At 63.6% G+C, this 13,274-nt stretch carries 10 protein-coding genes; 6 read left to right on the forward strand and 4 right to left on the reverse strand.

Annotation, left to right across the window (positions count from 1 at the left end):
• The first annotated feature begins 159 nt into the window (after positions 1-159).
• The 4 genes from ACFQX9_RS24835 (at position 160) to ACFQX9_RS24850 (ending at position 5,416) form a co-directional block, all read left to right on the forward strand.
• On the forward strand, positions 160-849 hold the full coding sequence (locus ACFQX9_RS24835) for an outer membrane protein (RefSeq protein ID WP_018457996.1): 690 nt from the start codon (positions 160-162) through the stop codon (positions 847-849).
• A 282-nt stretch (positions 850-1,131) separates the two neighbouring features.
• Positions 1,132-4,113, forward strand: a complete 2,982-nt coding sequence (gene uvrA, locus ACFQX9_RS24840; protein ID WP_377790972.1) for an excinuclease ABC subunit UvrA — start codon at positions 1,132-1,134, stop codon at positions 4,111-4,113.
• 46 nt (positions 4,114-4,159) lie between these two features.
• Complete coding sequence (locus ACFQX9_RS24845; protein WP_085353170.1) at positions 4,160-4,723, forward strand: DinB family protein; 564 nt, start codon at positions 4,160-4,162, stop codon at positions 4,721-4,723.
• An 18-nt stretch (positions 4,724-4,741) separates the two neighbouring features.
• Entirely contained in the window at positions 4,742-5,416 is a 675-nt protein-coding gene (locus tag ACFQX9_RS24850; protein ID WP_377790973.1) for an HAD-IA family hydrolase, read from the forward strand.
• Between the two features lie 48 nt (positions 5,417-5,464).
• Here the strand turns inward: ACFQX9_RS24850 and ACFQX9_RS24855 are convergent, their stop codons facing one another.
• Positions 5,465-6,418, reverse strand: a complete 954-nt coding sequence (locus ACFQX9_RS24855) for a cytochrome D1 domain-containing protein (RefSeq protein WP_085353173.1) — start codon at positions 6,416-6,418, stop codon at positions 5,465-5,467.
• Positions 6,419-6,420: 2 nt separating this feature from the next.
• On the reverse strand, positions 6,421-7,002 hold the full coding sequence (locus ACFQX9_RS24860; protein ID WP_018458001.1) for an SRPBCC family protein: 582 nt from the start codon (positions 7,000-7,002) through the stop codon (positions 6,421-6,423).
• Between the two features lie 1,162 nt (positions 7,003-8,164).
• Here ACFQX9_RS24860 and ACFQX9_RS24865 point away from each other — a divergent pair.
• Positions 8,165-10,237, forward strand: a complete 2,073-nt coding sequence (locus ACFQX9_RS24865; RefSeq protein WP_377790974.1) for a DUF1217 domain-containing protein — start codon at positions 8,165-8,167, stop codon at positions 10,235-10,237.
• A 16-nt stretch (positions 10,238-10,253) separates the two neighbouring features.
• Here ACFQX9_RS24865 and ACFQX9_RS24870 read toward each other — a convergent pair whose 3' ends face one another.
• Together ACFQX9_RS24870 and ACFQX9_RS24875 are read right to left on the reverse strand one after the other, a co-directional pair.
• Positions 10,254-11,114 carry a PCC domain-containing protein gene (locus ACFQX9_RS24870; RefSeq protein WP_247401917.1) on the reverse strand — a complete coding sequence of 287 codons (861 nt, stop codon included), beginning with the start codon at positions 11,112-11,114 and terminating at the stop codon, positions 10,254-10,256.
• Between the two features lie 9 nt (positions 11,115-11,123).
• The gene (locus ACFQX9_RS24875; RefSeq protein WP_247336735.1) at positions 11,124-12,731 is read right to left on the reverse strand and encodes an acyl-CoA synthetase; all 1,608 of its coding nucleotides are present in this window, start codon (positions 12,729-12,731) and stop codon (positions 11,124-11,126) included.
• A gap of 179 nt (positions 12,732-12,910) precedes the next feature.
• On the opposite strand from ACFQX9_RS24875, the gene ACFQX9_RS24880 reads away from it, so the two are divergent.
• Positions 12,911-13,267: a hypothetical protein gene (locus ACFQX9_RS24880; RefSeq protein ID WP_377790975.1), complete on the forward strand. Its 357-nt coding sequence runs from the start codon at positions 12,911-12,913 to the stop codon at positions 13,265-13,267.
• The last annotated feature ends 7 nt before the right edge of the window (positions 13,268-13,274 follow it).

The raw sequence follows: 13,274 nt of genomic DNA on the forward strand, positions 1-13,274 counted from the left end.
ATCGGTCAATAACCGTTCCGTTTTCCGACCGTTGTTGCTTTTGAGTGACACAACTTGCGGCTTCACTGGTGTAAGTACGGCATCAGTTGGGCAAGTGAGTCCGATGCCCTCCCTATCGTGGAAGGCACAATCAGAAACTGGGACTGGGATTAGTTGAAAATGAAAAAGGTTTTGTTGGCTTCGGCCTGTTTGTTCGCTCTCGCCGCCCCGGCTTCGGCCGCTGATCTCGCGGCGCGCCCCTACACCAAGGCCCCGGTGGCCATGGCTTCGGTCTACAACTGGACCGGCTTCTACCTCGGTATCGTCGGTGGCGGCGCTTGGGAAAATTCCTCGACCGACCCGAAGATGAAGGGCGGCTTCGTCGGCGGTACTGCCGGCTACAACTGGCAGACCGGCAATGTCGTGCTCGGCGTCGAGGCCGATGGTTCCTGGGCTGATGTCAGCGCGTCGGTCACCGGCCCCGTTGCCGTCCCCGGCTTCGGCCTCGTCAGCACCACCCTCAGCTCCAAAACCGATGCGATGGGAACCGTGCGCGGCCGCATCGGCTACGCCGTCAACAACGTCCTGTTCTACGGCACCGGTGGTTACGCCTGGATCGACAACAAGCTCAGCGTCAGCGCGCTCGGCGTGACCGTTTCCGACAGCAAGTGGCACTCCGGCTGGACCGTCGGTGCGGGCGTCGAAGCGTTCTTCGCTCCGCAGTGGTCGGTCAAGGGCGAGTACCTCTTTCGCAGCCTCGGCGGCGAGACCTACTTCTCGGGCGCCCTGCCCTCCGGCACGCTCGAGTTTCACACCGTGCAGGTCGGCGTGAACTATCACTTCGGGGGCCCGGTGGTCGCCAAGTACTGAGTTCAGTACTTAGCCCCAACGCCATCCGCGTTACGAAAGGCCGGCCTTGTGCCGGCCTTTTTGTTTTGTCGGGCACGTTGCCGCGCAGTTCCACCCTGCTCCTGCCAGATGCCGCCAGTGCGCCAACAATCCGTTGACGATTCGCAAGTCCCACTGGAAATCCGTCTCCGTTCTTCCTACGTTCGCTGACAACCCCATCGGCGCCGATCCCGGTTCCGGGCGAAGCGCGCCTTTTTTGTTGGCGCGATCGCGCGCCTTTGGGATTCCTTGAGGGCAACCCGGATGGATGAAGTGATCAAGGCGAAGCGCCAACAGCAGAACGTGGGATCAAACCTGCGCGCAATTACCATCCGTGGCGCGCGCGAGCACAATCTCAAGAACGTCGATGTCGAGATTCCCCGCGACAAGCTGGTGGTGTTCACGGGGCTGTCGGGCTCCGGCAAATCCTCGCTCGCGTTCGACACCATCTACGCCGAAGGCCAGCGCCGCTACGTCGAATCGCTGTCTGCCTACGCCCGCCAGTTCCTGGAGATGATGCAGAAGCCCGACGTCGACCAGATCGACGGCCTGTCGCCGGCGATCTCGATCGAGCAGAAGACGACGTCGAAGAACCCGCGCTCCACCGTCGGCACGGTGACCGAAATCTACGATTACATGCGCCTGCTGTGGGCGCGCGTCGGCGTGCCCTATTCGCCCGCCACCGGCCTGCCGATCGAGAGCCAGATCGTCTCGCAGATGGTCGATCGCGTGCTGGCGCTGCCCGAGGGCTCGCGCCTCTATCTGCTCGCGCCGGTCGTGCGCGGCCGCAAGGGCGAGTACCGTAAAGAGCTTGCCGAATGGCTCAAGAAGGGCTTTCAGCGCGTCAAGATCGACGGCACCTTCCACGAGCTCGCCGAAGCCCCTGTTCTCGACAAGAAATTCCCGCACGACATCGACGTCGTCGTCGATCGCATCGTGGTGCGCCCCGACATCGGCCAGCGCCTCGCCGAAAGTTTCGAGACCGCGCTGAAACTTGCCGAGGGCCTCGCCGTCATCGAATTCGCGGATGCGCCGGCTGCGGCAGCACCCGCGGAAGAGAGGAAGAAGACCGCAAAGATCCACGACAAGAGCGGACCCGAGCGCATGCTGTTCTCGGAAAAGTTCGCCTGCCCGGTGTCCGGCTTCACCATCCCCGAGATCGAGCCCCGGCTGTTCTCGTTCAACAACCCCTATGGCGCCTGTCCCGCGTGCGGCGGCCTCGGCGTCGAGCAGCATGTCGACGAAGACCTCGTCATTCCCGACAAGGAGCTCGCCATTGGCAAGGGCGCGATCGCGCCCTGGGCCAAGTCTTCGTCGCCCTATTACATTCAGACGCTGACTGCGCTCGGCAAGCACTACAAGTTCACGCTGACCACCAAATGGAAGGATCTGCCCAAGAAGACGCAGAACGCGATCCTCCATGGCTCCGGCGAGGACGAGATCAAGTTCTCCTACGAGGACGGCGTCCGCTCCTACGACACCAAGAAGCCGTTCGAGGGCGTCATCACCAACATCAACCGCCGCTATCGCGAGACCGAGAGCGAGTGGGCGCGCGAGGAGCTGGCGAAGTATTTCCACGACGTACCCTGCGAGGCGTGCCACGGTTTTCGGCTCAAGCCCGAGGCGCTCTGCGTCAAGATCGGCGGCAAGCATATCGGCGACATCTCCGAGATGTCGGTGAACGGCGCCGGCGCGTGGTTCGAGACCGTGCCGGAGGCGCTGAACACTCAGCAGAACGAGATCGCCGGCCGCATCCTCAAGGAGATCCGCGAGCGCCTTACCTTCCTGCTCGATGTCGGCCTCAACTACCTCACACTCTCCCGCTCCTCCGGCACGCTGTCAGGCGGCGAGAGCCAGCGCATCCGGCTGGCTTCGCAGATCGGCTCGGGCCTGACAGGCGTGCTCTACGTGCTCGACGAGCCCTCGATCGGCTTGCACCAGCGCGACAACGCGCGCCTGCTCGACACGCTCAAGAGACTTCGTGACCTCGGCAACACCGTGATCGTGGTCGAGCACGACGAGGACGCGATCCTGCTCGCCGACCACGTGCTCGACATCGGCCCCGGCGCCGGCATGCATGGCGGCAACATCATCGCCGAAGGCACGCCCGCCGAGATCATGCGCAACCCCAACTCGCTGACGGGCAAATATCTCACCGGCGAGCTCGAGGTCGAGGTGCCCGAGCGGCGCCCGCCGAACCATCGCCGCACCATCAAGGTGGTCAACGCGCGCGGCAATAACCTCAAGAACGTTACGGCCGAAATTCCGCTCGGCCTGTTCACCTGCGTCACCGGCGTCTCCGGCGGCGGCAAGTCGACGCTGCTGATCGACACGCTCTACAAGGCGATCGCCCGCAAGCTGAACAATGCCAGCGAAGGCGCCGCGCCGCACGACCGCATCGAGGGCCTCGAGCACATCGACAAGATCATCGACATCGACCAGTCGCCGATCGGTCGCACGCCGCGCTCCAACCCTGCGACCTATACCGGTGCCTTCACGCCGATCCGCGAATGGTTCGCCGGCCTGCCCGAGTCGAAAGCGCGCGGCTACGAGCCCGGCCGGTTCTCCTTCAACGTCAAGGGCGGCCGCTGCGAGGCCTGCCAGGGCGACGGCGTCATCAAGATCGAGATGCACTTCTTGCCCGACGTCTACGTCACCTGCGACGTCTGCAAGGGCAAGCGCTACAACCGCGAGACGCTGGAGGTCCTATTCAAGGGCAAGAGCATCGCCGACGTGCTCGACATGACCGTCGAGGAAGCGGCCGAGTTCTTCAAGGCGGTCCCACGTGTACGCGAGACGTTCCAGACGCTGCATCGCGTCGGCCTCGACTACATCCATGTCGGCCAGCAGGCCACGACGCTCTCGGGCGGCGAAGCCCAGCGCGTCAAGCTCGCAAAAGAGCTGTCAAAGCGCGCCACCGGCCGCACGCTCTACATCCTGGACGAGCCGACCACCGGGTTGCATTTCCACGACGTCAAGAAGCTGTTGGAGGTGCTGCACGAGCTGGTCGCGCAGGGCAACACGGTCGTCGTCATCGAGCACAATCTCGAAGTGATCAAGACCGCCGACTGGGTCATAGACCTCGGCCCCGAAGGCGGCGATGGCGGCGGCGAGATCGTCGCCTGGGGCCCGCCAGAGGACATCGCAAAAGCGCCGCGGAGCTATACGGGGAAGTTCCTGGCGCCGGTGCTGGCGAAGGCTCGGAAGCCGAAGCGGAGACGCGCGGCGAGCGAGGCGGCCGAGTAGGTTACGCCGCGGGAGCGGCCGACACATTGTCTGAGGGAGACTGAGTTTGCCTGCCGGACTTGTGCAAACCTATCGTGCGTTCGCCCACAATAATGCTTGGGCAAACCACCGGCTGCTCACCGCTTGCGCGGCGCTGTCTCAGGCCGACTTCGAAGCCGAGCGGACCGGCTTCTTTCCGAGCCTGCAACGCACGCTGAACCACATCCATGTCATCGACCTCTTCTATGTCGATGCACTGGAGGGCGGATGGCTAGGACCGGCGGCTTGGAAGAACGAGGTGCCGCACCCCTCCCTTGCCGCGTTGAAGGCTGCGCAGGCCGCGATCGACAAGCGCTTGATTGCCGTCTGCGATGGACTGACGCCCGAGATTCTCAACGGCATTGTGCGGATCAACCGCGACACGCGGGTCCAGACCGAACGCCGCGACCGACTGCTCATGCATCTGTTCCAGCATCAAATTCATCACCGCGGACAAGCGCACGCCATGCTGTCCGAAACGAGCGTCGCGCCGCCTCAGCTTGACGAGTTCTTCGCCGAGGGAGAGGCGCCGCTCAGGGCCACCGAATTCGACCAACTCGGATGGACCGAGGAAACCGTGTGGAAAGCCTAGCGGTGTAGCTTCGTCTCCATGCCCTACTCCCTCGCCATCTTTGATCTCGACGGCACGCTGGCCGACAGCTTTCCGTGGTTCCTGCGCACCATCAACGACGTCGCCGATCGCTTCGGCTTCCGCCGCGTCGCGGACGAGGATATCGAGGGGCTGCGGCATGCTTCTTCGCGGGAGATTCTGAGCCGGCTCGAGGTGCCGCTGTGGAAGCTGCCGGCGATCGCGCGGCATGCGCGGCGACTGAAGGCGGAGGCTGCAGCGGAGATTTCGCTGTTTGCGGGGGTCGAGACAATGCTGCGGACGCTGGCGGAGGGTGGCGTGCAGCTCGCGATGGTGACGTCGGACAGCGAAGCCAATGCGCGCGAGAAGCTCGGCGATTGCGCGACGCTGTTCGCCCATTTCGATTGCGCGGCCTCGCTTTTCGGCAAGCCCGCGAAGTTCCGACGGGTCATCCGCCGCGCCGGCGTGGAGCCGGGCAAGGTCATCTCGATCGGCGACGAAGTGCGCGACATCGAGGCGGCGCGGACAGTGGGAATTGCCTGCGGAGCGGTGGGCTGGGGTTATGCGGCGCCGGCGGCGCTGCGGGCGATGGCGCCGGATCACATGTTTGATCAGATGGATGAGATTGTATGGACGCTGTGCCCCGGTGCCGTAGCCCGGATGAGCGAAGCGATATCCGGGAACGCCGGTGGATGAGGAGAGCCCCGTCCCGCATGTCGCTCCGCTCACGCGGGCTACACGCCCCTACTCCGTCCTGCGCAAGAATGCCCCAAACGCGCGCGGGCCGTCGCCGGTCTTGACCTCGCCGATCAGCTTCAGCTCGACCGCATCGATGATATCGAGCGTGTTGCTTTCCCAGCAGGCGACGATAATGCGCTTGCCGTCGGCAGTCGCGGCAATGCCTTCGGGATAATCGCCGACGTTGATGCGCTTGAGCGGCTTCAAGGTCGCCAGATCGAACACGCTGACAGTGCCGCCATACTGATCGGTGACGAAGCCGCGGCCCTGCGCCAGCGCCACCGCATAAGGGCGCATCCCGACCTGCACGCGGCCGGTCTCAGCCCCAGTGGCGATGTCGATCACGGAGACGTCGTTGGAGCCGACATTGGCGGTGTAGGCGCGCTTGCCCTCGGCATCGATGGTGACGCCGAACGGACGGGTGCCGACCTTGATGGTCGTCGTGCGCTGGCGCGTCGCGGTGTCGACCACCGACACACTGTCGTCGTCGCGGTCGGCCGAGAGCAGCAGCTTGCCATCCGGCGTTACCGCGAGCCCCGATGGCGAGGCGCCGACCGCAATGCTGGCCGTGACGCTGCGCGAGGCCGCGTCGATCACCCGCACCGCCGCCGCATACCAGTCCGCGACATAGACGGTGCGGCCATCCGGCGCGACGGCAATGCCGAGCGGCCCGCCGCCGACCTCGATCCGCGCCGCAACCTGCCGCGTTGCTGCGTCCACCACCGTCACGGCTTTGGCATCCGGGCTCGTGACATAGGCAAAACGTCCGTCCGCGCTGACGGCGACGCCGGCCGGCTTGCCGCCGATCGGGATGGTCGCGACGCTGCGCGCCGTGGCGAGGTCCACGACCATCAGATCGTCGCTGAGCTGGTTGGTGACGAATGCCTCTTCGGCGAACACATGCGCGATGCCGGCCAGGCAAAAGCTGGCGGCGAGCGCCGCCAGGACCAGCGCCCGCACCGTCAGCTTCCGCTCTCGATCTTCTTCTTGAGTGCCTCGAGGCCCGCCTGGTACAGCCCCTTCACCGCCTTGACCGCGGCCTCGTCACTCAGCTCCGGCGGCGGCTCGTTGTTGGGAAAGCCACGATAGAACGCGCCGGCCCATTCCAGCGTCGAGCCCTTGCCGTCAGCGCTCGGCGTCACCGTCAATGTCGAGGAATAATTGGTGACCGGCAGCACCTTCACGTCCACATTGGTGATCCGGTAGGAATAGCTCATCGCGGCGGCGTCAAACTTGTAGAGCTCCTCGTCGACGGTCGCGCCTCCCGTCAGCGTCAGCTTCCGCGTCGCGCCGATCTCGTTGCCCTTCTCGCCCTCGGTCTTGGTGACAGGTGGCAGCCAGCTCATGTCCTGGAAATTGCCCATTGCGGCCCACACCTTGGCCGGGGCGGCGTTGATCTCGATGGATTCGCGCACCTTCTGACGGGTCGGCCCGTGGGCCCAGGCCGATGTCGAAACCGGGCCAAACGCCGCCGTCAAAGCCACCGCGCCCGCGGCAATCAGCACCGCGGCCAGGACCGTGCGCCGTCCAATCGTCACCCTCATCTCGTTTCCTCATACGTGTCGTTGATCATGCGCGACTTGAAGCGCGCTGGAATCATGGTAGCGCATTTTGCGGCCGCGGGGAGACCCGTTCGTGGCCGCGTTGCGGCGGGGCCCGCGCGCCCCACAACCCCTTGCCGCCCCGGCGGGCAAAACACCAATAAGCGGGTCAATCACGGCGCTTAAAAATATTTCTCTTTATCCGCATTTCGGATTATCATATAATGAGCCATCCCAACCCGGCCGAGGGGCGGATCGCGATCGTCACGAACGCGGGATGGGACGTGGTGGACGTGGGCCACACCGGCGCAAAGGCTTCGCAGGGCGGGCAACCGTGAGCGAAAGTGTCGCGCACACGACCGGTGCAGCCTGCGTACGGCAAAATCGTGTGGTCCTGGCGCCCGGGGTCTGTGCGCCAAGTCTTGCGGTGATGCGTGCGGGCCGACCGGGCCGCAGCGTCAGCCATCCGCAAGGCGACGGGGGCAATAGTGCATCGCTCCCCGGGGAGATCACGACATAAGCCGTAAAACCACTGCGCAGGGAAGGCCGTGTGTTGGGCTTCACCTGTATGCCGCTGTGCAGCCTCTCGTAGCGCAACCTTCGCACAGTGGACCGTGGGTGCCAGCCGGCACCCGGCCTTCCCTGCGCCCTCGGCATTTTGGGGGCAAAGAATGCCGCAAAGCTCGGGCCGCACAGGCCGCGAGAATGCGAAACCGCGCGTATCACGTGAATAGCAATGCCAGATGACTTCGGGCTCTCGTGCCCCGGACGCGGCGCAGCGCCCCTTCCGCGATGCGCCGCAGAGCCGTGCCCCATCCTGCGGCAGAATGCACGGCTTCTGGATCCCGGCTTAACGCCACACCGCCGTAAGCGCGTTTACGAGCGTCTTCGACGCGCTATGGCGCTGCGTCGCGTTCGGGACGAGAGCCATTCCGATCGATCTCTTGATCGGGACATATCCGGAACGCAACCCTCACGAAAGCTGTATCTGAGAAACATGCAGCAACAAAACCCGATATGCCTCGCGAGGGCAAACTTGAATCTGGGATCGCGGTCCGAAATGGCCTTGGAGAACCTGGCTCTGAGACAGTTTGCCGGCATGAGGCCAGCCCCACCTCGCGAGCCCGCAATGATTGACGGACGTCCGGGACCGTAGGAGTGCGCGATGGTATCAACGTATTTCAGTTACAGCTACATCACGCGCAATCTCAAGCAGTCCCTGACGCGGGTCGAACAGCAACAGGACGTAGCGCGAGAGGCCGCCTATTACAAAGCCCACATCGGCAAGGTGAAGTCCGTCGACGACTTCATGAAAGACTATCGCCTTTATCATTATGCAACGAAGGCGTATGGCCTGGAAGACATGGCCTACGCCAAGGCCTTCATGAAAAAGGTGCTGGAGAGCGACCTCTCCGACGCAAACAGCTTTGTCAACAAGCTGGTCGACAAGCGTTACCGTGAGTTCGCCGCCGCGTTTTCCTTCAATGGCAGTGCCACGCCGGTGGCGCAATCGGAGAACCAGACCGACGAGATGATTGGTCTGTACACGGCGACCAGGAAAAGCCAGGTCGATGCACTTGCCGGCCATTCGAATTACTACAGCGCCGAAATCGGTAACATCAGCAGTGCAGACCAGCTCCTGAACAACGACCGCCTTCGCAACTATGTCTATTCGGCGTACGGGATCGATCAAAGCAAGTGGTCGCGTGACACCATAAGCCAGGTCTTGCGCAGCGATCCATCCGATCCCAACAGCTACGTCAACACCACTTTCGCTTCTCAGCTAAGTGGCCTCAACGCCGACCTTGCTCAGGCCCGATCGGATGTCACCGCGGCCAATTCAAGGATCGCCGACTACACCGCCCAACTATCGCAACCGGGCGCGAACGTGGCCCAGTTGAACGTCCAGATTCTGGTCGAAAAGCATCATTTGGAGTCATATGCGAGCAGCATTTCCAGCCTTAGCGAGCAGATAGGGACGATTGGCGGGTTCGTCGACCTGGCCGGTGCGTTCGAGTTTTCCTCCGACGGGTCGCTTCCGTCAGGTGTGTCGGCGCAGACTGCTGCAAATGTCACGATCACGAAACAGAAGTTCGACGACAGCAAGTCCGCCGTCTATTCGGCGGCGAGCCCGTTGAACGAAGCTTTTGCAATCAGGCAATTTAGAACTGCCATCCTCAAGATCAATTCAGTCCAGGCGTTCGTATCGACACCGGGCGTGTATGAATTTGCGCTGGGAGCTGTCGGCCTCGAGCCCGCGAACGTCTCGCCGGCGACTGTCAAGGCCGTGCTCGAAAGCGACATCAACGACCCCCAAAGCTACGTCTATACCCTCAAGGACAATCGATATTTGGAGCTGGCACGCGCCTTCAACTTCGACGCAAAAGGCAATCTGACCACCCCCTTGGTGGCTCAGGACTCGGCTGAAGTCCTCCAGATCGCCAAGGACTACGTCATTGGAGCGGTGAAGAGCGCCAGCACGGCGACTCCCCAGCAGCAGGCCGCAGTTCGGGCACAGGCCACGAAGGATGCGTCGGAATATCAGCAGGCCATCGCCGGCATCGACAGTGTTTCCGATCTTCTCGCAAACAGGCCGATGGTCGATTTCATTCTCTTGGCCAAGGGTCTGGATCCCAGGAAGGTCAGCACCGAATTTCTCAAGAAGATCTTCAGCTCTGACCTGAACGATCCAAAGAGCTTCGCGAACACCGAGAGCGATCCTCGCTTTGCCGAAATCGTGGCGTCGTTCAATTTCGACAGTAAAGGCAACGTCGCGCGTCTTCCGATGATGGGTCCGCAAAAGCGGGATCAGTTTCGGGAAACACAAGCGAACTATGTCGAGCAAAGCCTGGAGCAGCAGCAGGGCGATGCCAATCCCGGCGTGCGCCTTGCGCTCTATTTCCAGCGAAAGGCGGGGGACATCACGTCCGCATACGACATCCTTGCCGACAAGGCTCTTTCGGAGGTGTTCAGGACCACTTTCGATTTGCCTGACTCGATGGCGGCGATGCCGATCGATCAGCAGGCCAAGTTCGTAGACAGATTCATGAAGATCAAGGATCTGTCCGATCCCGCGAAGGTGACAAAGCTGTTGAGCCGTTTCTCCGCCATGTATGACATCAGAAACAGCCAGAGCACCGGCCAGGGTCAATTCCCCCTGCTCAACCTGTTTCAGGGATCCAGTTCGGGGATCAGTGACTCCACATACTTGGCCATCGCCAAGCTGCGCACCCGCTGATGATCGCTCGCCGATACTAGCCCAACACCTCGAGCACCAGCTCCATGGTCATCAGCACGGGATTGTCGCCACGGATCAGACGGCCCTCCGCTATGCCGCCAGTGTAGTCGATCAGGGCGACATCGAGTGCGGCTTCGAGGGCGCCGGAGGAGCCGGCCGCAATCGCGCCGCCGGTTACCGCAAGCTCGGTCGCGAAGGGCTCAGTCACGCCGCCATGGGTGAAGCGCGCCCCAATGGTCGAGCCGACACCGCCATGGATCCTCGCGCGCGCGATGCCTTGCGCGCGGCAGAAGTCTTCGAGACAGCCCGCGAAATCCTGATTGGGGCGCAGCCGCAGCGCGAAAGCGCGGCTGGTCGTGCGTGCGCCGGTGCTCGCAGCCGCCACGGGCCCGAACAGCTTGAAATTGGTCTCGGGATCTGGCTCTGCGGCGAACATCGCACCATCGATGCCGAAGGCCTCGACCTCGAACGGCTCGGCGACATCGGTCACGTCCGGCAGCATGTGGCCACCACCGGCGCGCCCATCGGCCTCCGTCCACAGCCCATGGCAATGAAAGAACGGGGCGCCATCGCGCATGCCCAGCGTCATGCTGCCGAGCCTGGTGCGCGTCACGCCGCTTGGCCGGAATGTGTCGCTATAAAACGCGGCGTTCTCGCTGGTCTTCGACAGCGCCGGCATGACATAGCCGAACGGCCCGAGCGCGCCGCGCCCGAAGCTGAGCACGCCGCCGGCGAATCCCTCCGCGGCGAAACCGCGGCGCGCCGCCTCCAGCAGCGGCAGACCTGCTTGAAGCGTGAAGGAGAAAGCGCGTCCCCTCGCCTCCGCCCATTGGATGCGCTCGGCGACCGGCGCGCCGGGCTGCTTGATGCTGCGCATGACCTTCGCTCAGCCCGCCCGTGTCTTGTCGAGATCGAGCAGCCCGCGCGCCTCGAGCTCGTCGCGAACCATCCGTTTGGGAACCTTGCCGTAGCCGGATTTCGGCAAGGCCTCCCAAAAGAAGAACCGCTTCGGCATCTTGTAGCGGGGGACCTTGGGGCCGAGGAATGCCGCCATCTCCGCTTCGCTCACCGGCTTCGCGCCTTCCCGGGCGACGCAGACGGCAACGCCGACCTCGCCCCAGGTAGCATCGGGTACGCCGAGCACCGCGACCTCGCCGACGCAAGGATGGGTCAGAATCTTCTCCTCGATTTCGCGCGGATAGATGTTGGAGCCGCCGGAGATGTACATGTCGGAGGCTCGTCCCGTGATGTAGACGAACCCCTCCTCGTCCATGTGGCCGAGATCGCCAGTGCGGAACCAGCCGTTGCGGAACGCCTTCGCATTGGCTTCGGGATTGTCATAGTAGCCGGCCAGCACCGCGGGGCCGATTACGCAGATCTCGCCGCTCTGGTTGGCGCCGAGTTCACGGCCCTCGTCGTCCTGGATCGAGACCTGCATGCCGGTACGCTCGAAGCCACAGGTGCCGATCTTCGCGTGCGGCCCGTCCTCGGGGTCATGCAGCGCTGCCGGCAGCACGGTGATGTTGCCGGTCACCTCGCCGAGGCCGAAATACTGCACGATCACCTTGCCGAGCTTCCTCAGCGCAGCCTTCTGGTCCTCGCGATACATCGGCGCACCCGCATAGATCACATGGCGCAGCGAGGAATGATCGTATTTGTCGGCGGCGGGATGCTCGACCATCATCTTCAGAATGGTCGGCACCACGAAGAGATTGCTGACGCGATGCGCCTCGATCAGGCGGAACGCCTCGTCAATGTCGAACTTCTCCGTCGGCAGCAGCACGGTGCACACGCCGCGCGCGGTCTGCACCAGCTGATGCACGCCGGCGCCATGCGACAGCGGCGCCACCACCAGCGAGGCATCTGCTTCGGTGACGCCGGGCGTGAGATCGGCGAGATGGTTGGTGACGACAAAACCCATCTGACCGTGGGTGAGCACCGCAGCCTTGGAGCGGCCGGTGGTGCCCGATGTAAAGAAGAACCAGCAGGGATCGTCGTGCTCGACTGCGACGTTCTCGACCACCGTGCCGGCGCGCGACGCGACGGCATCCGCAACCGACGTCTCGGCAAACGGCGCCCGACCGTCGATGCTCCAGGTGAATTCCAGCGCGCCACCGCTTACGGCCGCGGCGTGCTCGGGAAAATCGACATGGCACAGAAACGCCTTCGCGCCGGAGGCCTGCGCGAGATAGGCGACCTCGTCCGGCATCAGGCGGAAATTGGTGGGTACCCAGACCGCGCCAAGCCGGAACGCGGCGAACATCGAGAAGAACATCTCATCGCCGTTCTTGGAATGAACGAGGATGCGGTCGCCCTTCGCGATCCCGCGCGCCGCGAGAGCGGCTGCCAGTGCCGAGACCTGCGCATCGATCTCGCGCCAGGTCCAGGATCTGTCGCCCCAGACGAAACCGGGACGCGCCCCATGCCGCCGCGCATTCTGGGTCAGCATGTGAGCGAGATTCATGACGCGGCGGGACATGCGCAGGGGCTGCATCGGGCTTCCTCTTCGGCGGCGGACGGCACGCGAGCCGCCCGCTCATTGCAGACCATTTATCGCCATCGCCAGGAGCTCTGCAAGGTTGCCGGGCGCAGCGCAGCCCATCCAACCGTTCAGGAAATTTTAAACATGATCGGCGCAACCTCGCTCAGTTCTCGCGTACAGAGTGCCGCATCATGGTCAAAGCGCCCGCCCTCCTCATGTTATCGCTGGCGCTTGCCGGATGTGCCGTGGGCCCACAAGCGCACCTCGCCTCCGATCCCGCCTTCAAGCCCGCGCGCTATGCCTGGGACGGCGCCGGCGAAAATCCCAATCACCCGCGCTCTGCTTCAGAACCAGTGCGCGCGGCCCGATCCGAGCGCAACAGGTCGCAAGCCGCGCTTCAGCCCTATTCAAAGGAATGGTGGCAGGCGAAGGATGGCATCGAGGAGGAACGGGACGCCATGGTCAACCGTTCCCTCGTCATCTGCCAGGGATGCCTGCGCCCGCAGGCGCAGCCGGAGGATTCCAGGCTCGCCAAGGCGACCGATTGAAGCATCC

It is taken from the genome of Bradyrhizobium sp. GCM10028915, from assembly GCF_042666195.1.
Lineage (GTDB): Bacteria > Pseudomonadota > Alphaproteobacteria > Rhizobiales > Xanthobacteraceae > Bradyrhizobium > Bradyrhizobium canariense_D.